Source organism: Methanosarcina sp. WWM596 (genome assembly GCF_000969965.1).
Taxonomy (GTDB): Archaea; Halobacteriota; Methanosarcinia; order Methanosarcinales; family Methanosarcinaceae; genus Methanosarcina.
Window position 1 is genome coordinate 650,845 of the sequence record NZ_CP009503.1, and the last position, 15,409, is coordinate 666,253.

The 15,409-nt window shown below is 42.8% G+C and carries 13 protein-coding genes; 9 read left to right on the top strand and 4 right to left on the bottom strand.

The features are described 5' to 3' along the window. Positions 1-1,026: 1,026 nt before the first annotated feature. Positions 1,027-1,800 carry a winged helix-turn-helix domain-containing protein gene (locus tag MSWHS_RS02890; RefSeq protein ID WP_048125883.1) on the top strand — a complete coding sequence of 258 codons (774 nt, stop codon included), beginning with the start codon at positions 1,027-1,029 and terminating at the stop codon, positions 1,798-1,800. A 149-nt stretch (positions 1,801-1,949) separates the two neighbouring features. Here the strand turns inward: MSWHS_RS02890 and MSWHS_RS02895 are convergent, their stop codons facing one another. The 3 genes from MSWHS_RS02895 to mtaA all read right to left on the bottom strand — a co-directional run bounded on the left by MSWHS_RS02895 (position 1,950) and on the right by mtaA (position 6,663). After that, on the bottom strand, positions 1,950-3,086 hold the full coding sequence (locus MSWHS_RS02895) for a GTP-binding protein (RefSeq protein ID WP_048125886.1): 1,137 nt from the start codon (positions 3,084-3,086) through the stop codon (positions 1,950-1,952). A gap of 630 nt (positions 3,087-3,716) precedes the next feature. Continuing rightward, a complete protein-coding gene (locus tag MSWHS_RS02900; protein ID WP_048158731.1) occupies positions 3,717-5,336 on the bottom strand; it encodes a methylamine methyltransferase corrinoid protein reductive activase in 1,620 nt (539 codons plus the stop codon). Positions 5,337-5,643: 307 nt separating this feature from the next. Further along, positions 5,644-6,663: a methylcobamide:CoM methyltransferase MtaA gene (gene mtaA / locus MSWHS_RS02905; RefSeq protein WP_197074055.1), complete on the bottom strand. Its 1,020-nt coding sequence runs from the start codon at positions 6,661-6,663 to the stop codon at positions 5,644-5,646. Between the two features lie 564 nt (positions 6,664-7,227). On the opposite strand from mtaA, the gene MSWHS_RS02910 reads away from it, so the two are divergent. The 8 genes from MSWHS_RS02910 to nikR all read left to right on the top strand — a co-directional run bounded on the left by MSWHS_RS02910 (position 7,228) and on the right by nikR (position 14,908). Then, the gene (locus MSWHS_RS02910; protein WP_048125894.1) at positions 7,228-10,077 is read left to right on the top strand and encodes a cation-transporting P-type ATPase; all 2,850 of its coding nucleotides are present in this window, start codon (positions 7,228-7,230) and stop codon (positions 10,075-10,077) included. 159 nt (positions 10,078-10,236) lie between these two features. Further along, on the top strand, positions 10,237-10,398 hold the full coding sequence (locus MSWHS_RS18835; RefSeq protein ID WP_231585700.1) for an ATP-binding protein: 162 nt from the start codon (positions 10,237-10,239) through the stop codon (positions 10,396-10,398). Between the two features lie 20 nt (positions 10,399-10,418). Further along, positions 10,419-10,748 (top strand): pyrimidine dimer DNA glycosylase/endonuclease V, encoded by a 330-nt coding sequence (locus tag MSWHS_RS02915; RefSeq protein WP_048125896.1) that lies wholly within the window; start codon positions 10,419-10,421, stop codon positions 10,746-10,748. A gap of 351 nt (positions 10,749-11,099) precedes the next feature. Then, complete coding sequence (locus MSWHS_RS02920) at positions 11,100-11,696, top strand: hypothetical protein (protein WP_048125898.1); 597 nt, start codon at positions 11,100-11,102, stop codon at positions 11,694-11,696. 72 nt (positions 11,697-11,768) lie between these two features. Next, positions 11,769-12,080, top strand: coding sequence for a carboxymuconolactone decarboxylase family protein (locus MSWHS_RS02925; protein ID WP_048130185.1), 312 nt, complete (start codon positions 11,769-11,771; stop codon positions 12,078-12,080). 19 nt (positions 12,081-12,099) lie between these two features. Further along, on the top strand, positions 12,100-12,498 hold the full coding sequence (locus MSWHS_RS02930) for an LIM domain-containing protein (protein WP_048130186.1): 399 nt from the start codon (positions 12,100-12,102) through the stop codon (positions 12,496-12,498). Positions 12,499-12,786: 288 nt separating this feature from the next. Continuing rightward, complete coding sequence (gene ftsA / locus MSWHS_RS02935; protein WP_082088014.1) at positions 12,787-14,145, top strand: coenzyme F390 synthetase; 1,359 nt, start codon at positions 12,787-12,789, stop codon at positions 14,143-14,145. Positions 14,146-14,485: 340 nt separating this feature from the next. Then, the gene (nikR, locus tag MSWHS_RS02940) at positions 14,486-14,908 is read left to right on the top strand and encodes a nickel-responsive transcriptional regulator NikR (protein WP_048125900.1); all 423 of its coding nucleotides are present in this window, start codon (positions 14,486-14,488) and stop codon (positions 14,906-14,908) included. Between the two features lie 103 nt (positions 14,909-15,011). Here the strand turns inward: nikR and MSWHS_RS02945 are convergent, their stop codons facing one another. Further along, positions 15,012-15,368 (bottom strand): helix-turn-helix transcriptional regulator, encoded by a 357-nt coding sequence (locus MSWHS_RS02945; RefSeq protein ID WP_048125903.1) that lies wholly within the window; start codon positions 15,366-15,368, stop codon positions 15,012-15,014. Between the last annotated feature and the right edge of the window lie 41 nt (positions 15,369-15,409).

Genomic DNA, 15,409 nt, shown 5'->3' on the forward strand with positions numbered 1-15,409 from the left:
AATTCACAAGATGGCCATTCCCCTGAAAATCAGAATCTTCCGGCTGCGGTACAGACCGAAATTTCGCCTGAATTTAGTCAGGTTATTCTTTCTTTTCAGGTTTAGGTCACTAAAGACAAATTGACTTAAATGTATATAGCTTAACCGACAATGTTTTTTGATCCATAAGCAGTTTTTTATATCCCTACGAAATATAGATTTCCTTATATTTTGGATGGACCTGATTTTTATTTGGCTTCTTATTTTAAGGTCCGGGAAAATTTGTTGCTTCTTTATAGTTTGCACTCACAGACTTTTTGCAAACTTGAGCTTTTTATTCGGAATATGGAAAATTCCTTCTTATTGAAAAACAGAGACTACTTGAATTTGTGATGGGGTGCAAAAAACAAAGGCATTAAAAATTTGAAGGTAATGATCTCGAAGATACAGGCTGATATACCACAGGTGCCAACTGACATTCTGAACTGTCCTTTTGAGTCCATTACATTTATATTATTCGGTGAATAACAGACATTTTGTTTTTCAGTATTGTGAAAACAGAAGAATATATCTGATGTTGGTTTTATATTTTTTGATTCTTTACTTATTATGATACTTTATATATAATATCAGTAATGTTGTTATATTTAATATTAAAATGCAAATATAATCTATATCTGTAGTTTGTGTTATGCTGATCAAAATCTATATTTACGTATAAAGCTATATTCATATATTATATCTGTAATATAATTACTGTTATAATCTAAGAGACCCCCCACTTTTAGATTGAAATTTCATATTGAAGATATGTTGGTTACCCTCCTTTAATGCAGAGGAGGATGCTACAAGAGCTAAAGTTTTAAAACGCTTTATTATACGGATCAATTATAATTTATCTGGTAAAGTACCAGATTATCCAGTAATGCTCTTGGATAAATGTTGAAGCTATCCTTCCCGGAGGATTGAGGTGGGTTTATGGGCAAAGTTCCGGGAAACGATTATTCAATTTTAACATAACATGTTCATGCTTGGAAGCTGATAAACATGAGTACTCTTATAGATTTGATCTTCTTCTCTGAAAAAAGAAAAAATCTCCTTGTCCAGTTAGCTAGTGGGCCAATGCATATTGATGAGATCAAGGACACCCTTAATGTAAAGGCATGTGCGGTAATGCCGCAGATAAAAAAATTGAAAGACATGGACCTCATCGTGCAGAAGGGAAGTGCCTATGAACTCTCTGATATCGGAGAAGTTATAGTTGAAAAGATGCTTCCCCTTAATACGCTTCTCGATGTTTTTGACGGAAACAAGGATTACTGGTCTAAACATGACAGGTCTCCAATTCCCAAGCATCTGATTCAGAAGATAGACATGCTGGGAAAATGTACTCTGGAGGAGCCTGATCTGGACCATCTCTTTGAATTTCCAAAACACCTTGAAGACAGACTTTACAGCTCAAAAACCCTCAAGTCATTCTACTCTTATTTCTGTCCTGACTGCCCTGCAATACAGGCAAAATGTGCAGAGGATGGGGCCGAAGTGCACCTTATTCTCGAAGAAAAAATCTATAATAGGTTGAAAAATGATTTTGAGGATGAATATAATACCTGCTTGAAAAATAAGGTCTCACTTTACATCTATACTGGAAAATTAAGGATATCTTCTTTTATGGTTACAGATTCTTTTCTGATGCTGAAGCTCTTTGGAAAAGATGGAGAATTCGACCATAGGAAGATCATGAGTTTTACCCCCAGTGCTCTGGAATGGGGGAATGAACTTGCCCAGTATTATATAGACCACTCAGAGAAAATCATTTAAAAGGCGTTATCATCTGTCGGCCAGAGACATTTCTGGTAATTATTTACACAGCTAAACAGGAACTTCTGGGGAAACTATTTTTGAAAAAGGGGAAATAAGAACGTTTTTCCCTTACTTGCCCTTTCTTTTCTTCTTATTTTTTCCTGCCTTCAATTCACGATTTTTTGTCCATGTCCATGTTCGTGATGTCCATGCTTCTGGTCGTGTTCATGATCATGTTCGTGTTTGGCTTTATGCACGTCTATTTCCCTTTTCTCAAAGGTTTCCTGTACCGAGTTGTTCACAGCATCTTTTAGAGTTTCCTTCTCAACATTTGAGACTGCGGAGAGGATCTTTAATGTCGGAACAGCTCCTTCTTTTGATTTTATGATCTCTTCCTGGGGATCTTCATAATAGATAGTAACGCTCTGCTTTACGGTTTCCAGTCCGTTGTCTAGGAAGAGTTTGATATGCCCTACAAATTCAGGGTTTAGCTCGAGAACCTTTTCTTTTATTGTGTTCATTAATTCAGTAGTAAGCTCCCTGGTGGTTTCCGTGCTCAGGCTTTCTACATCCTTAATTGCGAACTCTGCAGCATAGCTGCCAACTCCAGAGGCTTCGATGGAATCTTCGGTTTCCTTAGCTTCGGGAGGTCTGGACTTTTCTTCTGTGGTGGTTGCCTGAGCTTTTTCCAGAATTCCTTTGATATCAGGGAGAACTATCTGCATGAAATTCTCAAATATTTCCCCGGTATTCTTTCCCGAAAGCAGAACCACTCTGGCTTTTGGATTCAGTTGCTGCACTGAAGCTTCCAGAATGGGAATCCTGATGGGTTCGATCAGATCCACTTTGTTTATTCCCAGAATCTCGGCATCTATAATCTGCCTCATGGCAAATTCTTTTACCTCTTTCATTAGATACTTGAAGCGACTGCCGTCAATCAGGGTTACAAGGGGAGCGACTTTTACCTCTTCTCCAAGATTCATAAGCTCTACTTCGTTTCTGATAATGTGTGGAAAAGCAATTCCTGTGGGTTCGATCAGCAGGACATCGGGTTTGTATTCTTTTGCAAGGAGAGTGATTGTGGTCCTCAGCCCAACTTTCAGAGAGCAGCAGATGCAGCCTCCAGTGATCTCTTTGGTATCGAATCCGAACCTCTTGATCACGTCCCCGTCAATCCCTATTTCTCCGATCTCATTCACAATGATGGCAACTTTTTTTCCTTTTTCTGCCAGGTATCTGCCCATATTGATAATGGTGGTTGTTTTCCCGCTTCCCAGGAAACCTCCAACAACAATGACGTCCACTTTTTTTTCCTCCGTTTTCTGCCACTTTCTATCGTTTTCTACTTATAGTCCCTTCATTTTTTGCCATTATATAATGAAGTGTAAACTCCCCAGACATCTGGTCCGGAGATATAAGCGTCAACTTTTCTATTCTCAAAGTATATTGTTTTATCTCTCAATAGGGGGTTATTAAAATCTTTTTTGTGTTTCTCAAATCCTTTTTTGGCGTCTATTCCCTCTGGGTTTATTCTGGTTTTTATAGTGATATATGCAAAAATTAAAAGAGATTATACAAAGTCACATGTAACAGGCAGGAAACTCTGTTGTTTTACAGGCTGTCCGACATTACTATCTGTAAGATTCAAAATTCCTTTTTTTCAGTTTAAAGGCTTTATATACCTTATTTTTTGCATGTTTCTGCCCTGAAATTGAATTGTCGGACCGCCTCTTTAGCGTAGGGTAGTTGACAAATTAAATACAACCGAACAAACTTCATGGGTACAAACAAGTAAAAAACTTCAGTTTTGAAGGTAAACATTTACACTTTACTCACTCGATACCTTCTAACCACGGGAAATGTAGCAGGAAATCCGCGAATTTAAGTTCACGGGCTCCACTCTCTTTATTCCAATAAGCTTTATTACTCTTTTGTTAGATTCCTGCAACAGTCAGGTTTTCCCATTTGAACCTGTCATCCGGGCAAGCATGCAGGCAGCGCTGGCAGTTTGCCCCGTCACAGAGGTCGGTCCTTATTTTTACAGTCCCGTTGTCTTCCATCCTGAGAGCTCCGGTGGGGCATACCTTTACACATTTTTTGCAGCCTGCGCAGTCTTCTATGACCATGGTAAGGTAGGTCCCGACTTTTTCAAGTACTTCGAGCCCGTCTTCTCCGAGTACAGGAATATCCCTTTCAACCTGGCGGTCGATTTTCAGGATAGTCGAAGGCTCGCCGATCATAGGGAGTTTTTTCTTTTTCAAGAACTTCTGAAGCATCTTAAATGCCATGCCCTCATTCCAATAGGCAAGTTCCAGCAAATAGGCTTCCTTAAAGGCTTCGGAAGTTGCGAACATCACATGCGTGCCCAGGATTTCCTTTGCAATTGCCTGAAGTTCCCAGAGCCTGTCTTCCGAAAGCAGAATTTCCCGGGCAACGGTCAGGGAGGTGTTTCCTATCTGGGAAACATAATTAGTGTTATAAGGGATCATTCCTACTTGGTGGGCTTTTGCAGCATCCATGTAAGTCCCGGCAGCTCCTGACATGTGAGCTATCTTGAGGTCTTCCATCTCTATGCCTGCAGCTACACAGAGGGTAATGTGGCCTGCACGGAGTGCTCCGATGGCTCTCCCGGCTGCTACAAGGTCTTTTTCTGTAAACTTGATCCCGTCCTGGAGGTGGATGATGCTCTCGGGAGTCTTAATTTTTGGCAGAACTATCAGTTTGTTCCTTATCCCGGTTTCGATAAGGGCAATAACTCCTGTACCTGTAATGCCTTTTGCAGTGACCTCTCCTTTTTCCACGACTTCCCCTGTCTTTGGGTTTACGAGATCTCCCTGGACTGTGTTCATGTCCCTGTCGAGCACGTAACAGCGCAGGTTTTCCCCTTCAAATTCGACATCGCTGATGGTATGCGGGGATGCAATGGATCCGTATTCGATTTCCTGACCCTCTAGAGCCGGTCCGGCAGCAGCCGATCCAGTGTAAATAATCCCGTTTGATTTCAGGGCCATTTCGGCGTTTGTTCCGTAGTCCGTAGCGATCGCAATCTCATCACTCTCGAGCATGCCTGCCTTTTCTATAAGGGCAAGCGCATCGGCTCCAACTTCGTGTTTTATGGCAGGGGGAACAAACAGTTTACAGTTTTTAAACTCTTCGAATCCATCGATTTCGGGCAGAGGTATGACCCGAGCGTCTCTGTTTTGTTCTTCAATATGGTACTTCTGTTTCTTACGTTCACCTGCGTATGCCAGGTCTTCAATGGGAATTCCCTGGAATATAGAAAGCTGGATTGGGTTTCCGCAGATTGAGAACTTCTCCATCTCTTCGGGTTTTACTCCAAGTGCCGTAAGGATATTTTTTACTGCTGTGGCTGAGAGCCCGTGGGCTTTGTCAAGCCCATAATGGATTGCAAAGTCAAGGTGATCCATTACGTTTGCTCCCGGCAGGGGATTCCGGAGAGTTATCACGGTTTTCTTAATCTCGCCGTTGTCCAGGTCAATTTTCTGGGCCCTAAAGCCGCTGGTTCCCAGGTCAATTGCAACTCCTATTCTCATATCTTAACCTCCTTCAAAAAAGTTTAAGACTTACTTAACCAATTATTTCAGCATTTATTGTTTTTAATAATTTTTAATAAGTTTAATGGTGGGCCAGTTTTCCCGGTGAGTTTTGCTGAACCACTTTCCTGGATCGAGTCTCCTGAACTAATAGCTTGTTAAGAGCCTGGATCCGGATATTCTCATCTCTGAGGTCCCTTTTTGGCAACGTAAAAAAATATGAATCTGGGCAGAACATCCCGAAGTTCTAATTGTTTTAGAGCTCCGGGATTTACCCGTAAAAAAAATAAAGAAATTTTATGCCTTTTCAGGCGTAGTATTCGTTTCTTGCTGCAACCATGGCTTTTATGTTCTCGAGTGGGGTCATGGGTGCAATTCCACAGCCCGGTGCGAGCACATCAATGCCATCCGCAAGAGCCTGCTTGGATTCGGTTTTGATCTTGTCAACAGGGCCGGGCAGCAAGGTGAATGGACTGGAGATGTTTCCTATTAACCTTACTCTGGTTCCGATGACTTCCTTTGCTTTCTTTACACTGCCAATCTTTTCTTCAACGCTGAGGCCTTCAAAGCCGCAGTCTGCCATATAGTCGAGAATAGAGTTAACGTTTCCACAGACGTGGAGGACTGTAACCGAGTTCACACCGGCAGAGAACTTCTGCAGCCTTGGCTGGAGATACTGCTTGAAGGAGTCAGGGCTCATGAGGTCAGGGGAAGCGACAGGGTCTGCAATGGCAATAATGTCTGCACCTGCTTCGACCATTGCGTTTGCATAGATAATTGAAGCTTCGGTTGCAAGGTCCAGAACCTGTTCAAAGAGTTCAGGTTTTTTAATGGACCATTTCATGAAGGATTTTACACTTGAAAGGTCAGAGGCTACAGTGATAGGGCCTTCCATACCGCCGATGATTGGGACATCCGGGCCGACCTTTTCCCTGATGATCTTGATTGCTTCAAGCACGGTTGGAATTCTACCTTTCTGCAGAAGGTCTGCAGGGACTGCTGCGCCTTCAAGGCTCTTGGGGTAGGGGTGACCGGTAACAGAGGGCTGCCTGTTCTTGGTACCCATGTTGATCTCACAGCCCATGGCTTCGACAAGGACGGTAAGGCAGTAAGGAACCCTTACAGCTTCAAGTCCGCTGAGCTCGTAGTTGGCGAGTGACAGTTTTGCCATAAGTTCAGGGTTGCTGTGAGATTCAGGCCAGGGGGCTCCGACTTCGTCCATGAGTTCTACAATTCCGGTCTGGGTCACGGAACAAACAGGTGTTTTGTCAACGGGCTTGCCTTCAAGGGCAGCTAACAGTCTTGTTTTAAGTGTGAATTCGCTCATATCGGTCATACCTTTTTTACTATTATTCGTAGAGATTTATTTTTATTCCAATTTAATTGTCTACTTGACAATATTATATAGACCTTTTCAATCCAAAATGTTTCATACTCCAGACTAGAATGCCCAGAGTTAAAAATATATTAAAAAATTGCAACTTTTTCTGATAAACGGGGACAGATAGCACTTTCTGAATCACCATTTTTGTCTCGCCTGAGCAGGAGTGAGAATAATGGCAGTAAAAATAATTCTCTAGCTACTCAATTGAGCTGGATACGGATATTTTTTTAGTTAGCAAATTATAAAAGCTAATTGTCGGGAATTTTTTTTTGTCTTTTCTTTGATAAATCCAGTAATAAATTTTAACCGCATTATCCGGCTTCTTATCTTCTTAAATGCCTTTCCCGTATTTTGTTCTCTCAATTATCCGGTTATCTGGAGCTGATAGAATTTCTATTAAAGACAGACCTCAGATAATTGACTGTTCTGGATTTGTTTTAAGAAATTCGGTGGACGTGTAATGTTAAGTTTCTTATTCTTGTGTCACATTAAACTATAGGGGATTCGATGGAAAAGGACTCGGCTGAAAACAGAAACAAACTATGCTTCCCACAGGGGGATGAACATCTAATTTCTCTTCCAGAGTTTCTACAGAGGCTAGAAGTCACAGAAAACGGGCTCAGTGAGCAGGAAGCTACCCAGAGGCTCCAGAAATGCGGACCAAATGTCCTCGAAGCAGCCGGAAAGGAAAGCATACTTAAGAGATATGTCCGGCAGTTTCGTAACTTTTTTTCTATCCTGTTGACTGTAGGGGCTATTCTATCTTTTCTTGGCGAATACCTTGATCCCGGGCAGGGAAACTTATATATAGGAATTGCTCTCGTCGGGGTCGTTGTCCTTAACGGAACTTTCACGTTTGTGCAGGAGTACCAGGCTGCAAAGACAATGGAAAGCTTCCGGCAGCTTCTGCCACCTCATGCAAAAGTCTTCAGGGACGGAAAGGTAAAGGATGTTCTGGCTTCAGAGCTTGTTGTGGGGGATCTCATCCTTCTTGAAGAAGGAGATAAGGTTCCTGCAGACGGGCGTTTGATTGAGACCAATTCTCTGAAAGTCGATAATTCCTCCCTGACCGGAGAAGCGGAGCCGCAGCTGCGCTCTATCGAGTGTACACATGAGAATATACTGGAATGCCGGAATATGGTCTTTTCCGGAACTCTTGTACAGAGCGGGAACGGTAAAGCCATTATTTTCGGTACCGGGCAGGATACCCAGATCGGAAGCCTGGCAGTGCTTACGGAGCAGACCATCTCTGTGGACACTCCTATCCGAAAAGAACTCAACCATTTCATAAAGGTTATTTCAGCAATTGCGATTTTTCTTGGAATTACCTTTTTCCTGCTTGCATTTTTTCTCCAGGATATCTTTCTTGCAAGCCTTATCTTTGCCATAGGAATCATTGTTGCCAATGTTCCTGAAGGGCTTTTGCCCACCGTTACGCTTGCTCTCAGCCTTGCTTCTCGGAGAATGGCTTCTCGAAATGCCCTTATAAAGCAGCTTGAGTCTGTAGAAACCCTGGGCTCGACTACCGTGATTTGTACGGATAAAACCGGGACCCTGACTCAGAACAGGATGGCAGTAAATTCGCTTATCGCAGGGTTTGAAACTCTGGAGCCGGAAAAACCTTCCATTCCTCAAGAAGGCGTTGCAGGGCAGAATACAGAAGAAAGTACAAAAAAAAGTCTTGCGCAGAACGGTACTGACTCAGGCGCAAAAGAAGTTTCTGTTACAGGAAATCCCGGATGGGATCCGAAAAAGATCCCTCCGGTTTTCATAAGGGCGGCAGGGCTCTGCAATAACGCAAAACTTTATGAATCGGCCCCTGGATATACCGGCGACCCGACAGAAGGTGCGCTTCTTGTTTTTGCGAATGGTTTCGTAGATGTAAAAGACCTCCAGCGAGAGTATCCGAGACAGGAAGAGTTTCCTTTCGATTCCCTTACCCGACGCATGGAAGTTGTCTGCCGAACTCCCGAAGGAAAACTTGAGGTATACCTCAAGGGCGCTCCGGAAGTGGTTGTGCAGATGTGCGGGTCGGTTCTGGAGTCCGGAGAGGCCAGAAAACTGGATGAAGCCGGGCAAAAAGAGCTTCTAGATAGGCATCTAAGGCTGGCAGAAAAGGGAGAAAGGGTAATTGCCCTTGCGTTCAGGCAGGCAGAAGAGGAGAAAGAGTACACCGGAGATTTTATTTTCCTGGGTTTCATCGGGATTGTAGACCCTCCACGCCCTGAAGCGAGAGAAGCTATTGCAAAATGTCATGCAGCAGGAATCAAGGTTGTTATGATCACAGGTGATCACCCGGTTACCGCAGAGTCCATTGCCAGAGATGTAGGACTTGCAGGTTCCGAAAAACCTGAGATTATTACCGGAGATGAGCTTAAATCCCTCTCCCGCACAGAGCTTGCTTCACGGCTCAAAAACCCGAGCATTGTTTTTGCCCGAACCTCTCCTGTACAGAAATTAAAAATTGTACAGCTCTTCCAGGCAGAAGGAGAGATCGTTACCATGACCGGAGATGGGGTTAATGATGCTCCCGCGATCAAGAATGCCGATATGGGGGTCGCTATGGGCAGCGGCACGGATGTGGCTCGTGAGGCTGCAGACATGGTGCTTCTGGACGACAATTTTGCCACGATAGTAAATGCTGTGGAAGAAGGCAGAACCGTCTTTGATAATATAAAAAAGTTTATTGCTTACATCCTCACAAGCAACATCCCCGAGATCCTCCCATTTATAGCTTTTGTTCTTTTTTCCATTCCCCTTCCCATGACTGTCCAACTTATCCTGGCAATTGATCTCGGAACTGATATCCTTCCTGCCATTGCTCTGGGGGTGGAAAAAGGAGAGGGAGATATTATGAAGAGATCTCCCAGACCAAGGGATGAAAAGTTATTAACCTCTCAGGTGCTTTTGACATCTTACGGAGTAAAAGGACCTATAGAGGCTGCTGCAGGCTTCTTCTGTTATTTTGCCGTACTTTTTGAAGGGGGCTGGATTTTCGGGGAGCAGCTTGCAAACACTAATCCCCTTTATATGCAGGCAATAACCGCTTTCTTCTCAGCTGTGATTATCTGCCAGATCGCTAATGTGTTTGCTTCAAGAACTCGGTTTCAGTCTGTCTTCTCAATGGGATTGTTCAGCAACCGCCCGGTTCTCCTGGGAATTGCAAGCGAATTTCTGATTCTTGCTCTCATTATCTGGCATCCATTTGCTAACCTTATTTTCAATACCACTCCCATTGACCTCAGGTATATGCTACTTGCCGTTCCTTTTGCGGTTTTCCTCCTTGGGATCGATGAACTGAGGAAATATCTCCTGAGAAAAAACGTGAACTGGGCAGTTAGATTCTTTAAATGGTGATCCGGGACACTGTCTTGAGGAATTTAATATATTTTGTTATAAACGATATTCTTGACCTCTCAAAAGTAGAAGCTGGAAAAACGGAGCTTCACTACAGTGAGTTTTCTATTGACTCGGTTTTCGAAGAGGTGAATTTTTTATAATCTTGTAAGCAATGCAATCAAGTTTACCCCGGAAGGGGGCAAGGTACCTGTCCACTCTAATAAAAGCGGAAACAGGGCTCTTTTTTCAGTAACAGATACGGGAATCGGTATTTTTTCTGAAGGCCAGAAAAAACTTTTTCAGTCCTTTAAATATTTTCCTGCCGAAAGACCTTTCTGAAATGTCTTCAAGTTCATCATATGAGAATCTGGGACATCCCTCCTGAAAAAATGTGCAGGCAGCACCTTCTCGGGGAACACCGTGAATTGCATGCCCTGTGGTCCATAATTACCAATAACAAAAAAGCTTATGCACACCATCCTGAGACCCTGCGCTGGAAGGGGAAATTGAAGGCCCTCTACCTGAGACATGAAGCCCTTGTAGAAGAGATGTCAAAAAGAGGGTATAAACACCACACTCCCCTGGACCCTGCCCTTGCAACAGGGGTAGCTGTACAGAATGAATTTGTGACTACCTATGAGGAACAGGTCCGGATCTTAAAAGAAAGAGGGTGCGATTGCAGGGTCTGATTGCAAAGTGTGAGTGCAAAGTGTGAGTGCACGGTCTGACTGTATGCTTCAGAAACTCACATGGAACTTTCCCCTAAAACTCATAAATTTTGGATTTTCTTTGAGGATTATCTCAACTTTCTTTGAGGACTTATTATATTTTATTATGATTCGTGGATGAGACAATCTTTTTATATATATTTACCGATAACTATTAATACTACTAAATCATAAAGGGAGAGAGACAAAAACGGAATACAAGAAAACTATTCGATAACTCAAGAAAAGATGTTATAGGAATAAAGTCAGGTGTTGAAGCAATTCACATTCAAAATGTTAATTCTTGAGAGAATAAGTATCTAAGGGACTTCAATGACTCTTGTGCTGAATGAAGAGGAAATATGGGTACTTGAATGTATAAAAGAAGCCCATATAGACCGGGGATTCCATATTCGAGATGTGATAAAAAAAGCAAAAGCCGTATATGGGTTATCAAGGTCAACTGTTTACGAAATAGTGGGTTATATGGAGTTTCACGACCTTATAAAAACGAATAAAGCCGGAAACAGGGAACTTGACGAATCAATAGCTTATTTTATAACGTGCCCGGGGTGCGGGAAGGAAATACCGGGAGACGAATCTATAAAAGAGAACGGGCAGGCAATATGTGAGGATTGTTACCTGGAAGGACACCAGAAAATAAAGTTTGCAGATCCCATGGCAGTGCGTTCCAAGAAACTTTTCAGAAAACAGCACGGGTTTGAAGGCTCAGAGGGAATGACGGAGCTCCAAAAGGAGCTCTATGACTTTATCCTTACAGAAGGGGGTGCAACCCCTGAAAAGATCTCGAAGCTTTTCGAGCTTACACTGCAGGAAACCATGAACCAGCTTGCAATACTGAGACACTGTGAGCTTTTAAAGTGGAGAAAAATGGGAGAAGAAATGTACATGGTGCCTTTTGATTCGTAAATTATTCATTATATTTTGGGTACCTTAAGTTTTCTGAATGCAGGAAGTGATAAAACGACCGAAAAAATTGATATGAATGAAAGGACGGAAGCAATGGCCGGGGAACTCCCGGGAGTTATGAAAGCTCTTATGGGGCTTCATTCCGAAGTTGTCAAGGACGGGGCTTTAAGCGCCAAAACAAAAGAAATAATGATGGTCGGGATTGCAGTTGCCCTGCGCTGTGAATACTGTCTCTGGAAGCACGTTCCTGAGGCTGTAAAAATGGGAGCGACTCGGGAAGAGATTATGGAAGCTGTAAGCACTGCAATAGTGATGGCCGGAGGACCTGCCGTAGCTTACGGGTCAGTAGTTGTTCTTAAAATTCTGGATGAAATGGATGTCTGAAACTCTGGAGGGATACAAGATGACAGAAGAAATAACCAGCCCTGCCAAATGTGAGGCATGTGGGTGTAAATTGGAAAAAGAAGACATTTACGAAGAAAATGGCAAGGTTCTATGTGAGGACTGTTATATAGAGAGCCACCATAAAATCCAGGCATGTGACCCCTGGGCAGTGCGCTCCAAAAAAATCTTCAGGGAAGAAGCCGGGCTTGAAGGAACTGACGGTCTTACAGACCTGCAAAAAGCCATCTATGAATTCATTGTTTCCCGGGGCGGGGCAAAAAAGGAAGAAATTGCAGAAAAATTTGGGATATCCTCACGGGAAACCGAAAACCAGTTTGCACTCCTCAGGCACTGTGAGCTGGTAAAGGGACAAAAAAGGGCAGATGGCGTATACCTTGTGCCTTTTGGGGACAAATAAGTTTAAAAATAAATTTTTTTCCTTTTTTACCTTTTATAAATCAATGTCAGTAACTTTTTCCAGGGGTTGAGATGCAGTATGGAGTATTTAATATTTTACACAGCCGTTTTTCTTACAGTTCAGCCCCCAACCCGAAATCTCTCTTATAATTTTTCTTCCTGACAATCCCCTGCCCAAAACTGTTTCATAATTGAAGACCAAATTCATATTTGAAGCCAATTAATAATAGGTTTTCATATGGATAACAGATTTTTGCATGGTTAAGAGCTACAGCCGGGGTGTTTTATATTGGAGAACTCAAAACCTTACTTTAATTCAGAAATCGAGACCATGGACAGGGGGGAACTCGATGCTCTCATTGAGGAACGTGTGCAATATACGGTAAAATATGCAGCTGAAAATTCTTCTTTTTACAGAAAATGGTTTGAAAAACATAGGGTAAGCCCCGGAGATATCAAAGCCCATGAGGACCTCCTTGAACTTCCAATCATATCTGGAAAGACTATCCGAGAAAACCAGCCTCCTGAGATGAAGGATTTTATGTTCAGGAGCGTAGGCTGGGAAGATGTTTTCACCATTCATGAGACTAGCGGTACAAGTGGGACCCCAAAGAGCTTTTTCCTTACCTGGGAGGACTGGGAACGCTATGCAGAAAAATACGCCCGGATTTTTAGGTCTCAGGGCTTCGGGCCCGGAGATAGGGTCGTTGTCTGTGCTTCCTACGGCATGAATGTGGGGGCAAACACCATGACCCTTGCTGCCAGACAGCTGGGCATGAGCATTATCCCTGAGGGTAAGTGCACTTTTCCCCTGCGTGTTATTGAAACATACAGGCCTACAGGCATAGTAGGCAGTGTATTCAAGCTCCTGAACCTTGCCCGCAGAATGCAAACTGAGGGTATTGACCCCCGACAGTCAGGCATAAACAAACTGGTTGTGGGAGGTGAAGCCTTTGCTGATGAGTCAAGAAACTATCTCTCGGAAATCTGGGGTTGCCCTGTGTACAACACCTACGGGAGCACGGAAGGGACGATGTGCGGGGAATGCAGTGATATTACAGGGCTGCATGTTCCTGAGGATTTTGTCCATCTTGATGTTTACGACCCGCACCTGGAGAGTTTCGTGTCTGATGGGGAGTGTGGAAGAGTTATCCTGAGCACGCTTCTGCCTGTTGGGGCAAAGGCAGGGAATCTTCTCTTAAACTACGATACCGATGACACTACTGTAGTTCTTACGCGCAAAACGTGCTCTTGCGGCAGGACCCACATGAAAATCCTCACTCCCCAGAGAGAGGCAGAAACAGTCTGGGTTGAAGGTACTCCTTTTAACCGCGTTGATGTAGAAAGGGGTGTATTCCAGAGTGGAAACATGGATTATCTAACAGGAGAGTATGAAGCTTTTCTCTATGGAGGGGAAGATGAGGGAGAAACCGTACTGAGGGTCAGTATGGAATGCGAAAACCCTGATGCCTGTGACAGAGATCTTATAAAGGAAAACTTCATCAGTTCTTTCCTTAAATATAAGCATCCCCTTTCCAGAGCCTATGAAGACAGGACTTTCAAGCTCCTTTTCAACTTCACGGGTCCCGGAGGACTTGAGTTGTACAAAATTAAGGGAAGACCGAAGAGGCTTGTAGATAGACGATAACTGGATACGAGGGCAGATTAATAAAGTAATTTAGTTTTTAATCTCTTTTTTTACTTCAGTTTTTTCTTCTCGCTGTGGAGTTTATTTATTTTTTTTGAATTCTTTCCTTTTGTTTTTATTTTTTAGTTATTTTTGTCTCTTTTATTTTTGCATGGACGTTTTGACCCTTTCATATATGCTAAGTTTGATAATTCCCAAACATTAATATACTGAGGGATGAATTATCATATGAGTACAACTCTTTTATATTAATGATCAAGTGAAAAAAACATATATAGTAATACTCACAATAACTTAATGTATTATCATTCGGATAAATTACAAATTATTTGGTGATTCGATGGAAACAGAACTTATGAGGATAGGGGTCTCCCTGCCCGACACCCTTCTTAGCACATTTGATGAGATTATCGAAAAAAGAGGTTACTCTTCCCGTTCGGAAGGCATAAGGGACGCCATCAGGAGTTACATTTCTTACTACGAATGGATGGGTGACATTAAAGGTCATCGTGTCGGAACTATTGCTGTCATATATGACCACACAAAGCGTGGGCTTTCAAACGCCCTTGCAGACATCCAGCACCATTACTCTTCCCTGATTAAGTCCTCCGTGCACATTCACCTGGATCATGATAACTGTTTTGAAGTAATCGTTCTGGATGGGGACGGTGAAGAAATTAAAGAGCTTGCTGAAGCTATAATGGCCCTTAAAGGAGTGAAATTCTCAAAGCTCACTACGGTAGCCTCAAACGACAAAATGTAATCTTATCCTTCAGGGATACGAATCTATATACAGATTCTATTATTTTTTTAGTGTCATGGGGCTCCTACACATTAAATTGTAGAAAGTCCCTCCACTTCTTCGGTCATTTTTTTTCAAAATGTTTTTCAATGTGCTTCAGTAGCAGGTTTCCGAATTCTGTAAGGTCATAGATCTGGAAATTGCGCTCTCTCCTTGAATCCACGAGCCCTGCTTCCTTTAAGAGCTTGAGATGGTAAGAAAGTGCAGAGTGCTTCTGGTCCGTAGCTTCAACAAGGACACAGACGCAGAGGCTCTGGATTTCGAGGGCTTTAAGAATTCTCAGGCGGGTCGAATCTGCAAGAACCTTAAACAGGCTAACGCTTTCTTCAACATCTTCCTTCAGTGCCGTATGAACAGCCTCAAGCACATCTTCCGGAAGGGAATAGGCATCCCTAACTTCTATTATTTTTTTTTCGAACATTTCTTCCACTCAGACTTTTTGCGGATTTTTTGTTTCAAGTT

Coding starts and splice junctions, on each gene's coding strand:
- MSWHS_RS02920 (WP_048125898.1), top strand. CDS start 11,100: ATGACTCTTGTGCTGAATGAAGAGGAAATATGGGTACTTGAATGTATA.
- MSWHS_RS02900 (WP_048158731.1), bottom strand. CDS start 5,336: ATGAGAATAGGAGTTGCAATTGACCTGGGAACCAGCGGCTTTAGGGCC.
- mtaA (WP_197074055.1), bottom strand. CDS start 6,663: ATGAGCGAATTCACACTTAAAACAAGACTGTTAGCTGCCCTTGAAGGC.
- MSWHS_RS02915 (WP_048125896.1), top strand. CDS start 10,419: ATGAGAATCTGGGACATCCCTCCTGAAAAAATGTGCAGGCAGCACCTT.
- MSWHS_RS02925 (WP_048130185.1), top strand. CDS start 11,769: ATGAATGAAAGGACGGAAGCAATGGCCGGGGAACTCCCGGGAGTTATG.
- MSWHS_RS02945 (WP_048125903.1), bottom strand. CDS start 15,368: ATGTTCGAAAAAAAAATAATAGAAGTTAGGGATGCCTATTCCCTTCCG.
- MSWHS_RS02930 (WP_048130186.1), top strand. CDS start 12,100: ATGACAGAAGAAATAACCAGCCCTGCCAAATGTGAGGCATGTGGGTGT.
- MSWHS_RS02910 (WP_048125894.1), top strand. CDS start 7,228: ATGGAAAAGGACTCGGCTGAAAACAGAAACAAACTATGCTTCCCACAG.
- MSWHS_RS02890 (WP_048125883.1), top strand. CDS start 1,027: ATGAGTACTCTTATAGATTTGATCTTCTTCTCTGAAAAAAGAAAAAAT.
- nikR (WP_048125900.1), top strand. CDS start 14,486: ATGGAAACAGAACTTATGAGGATAGGGGTCTCCCTGCCCGACACCCTT.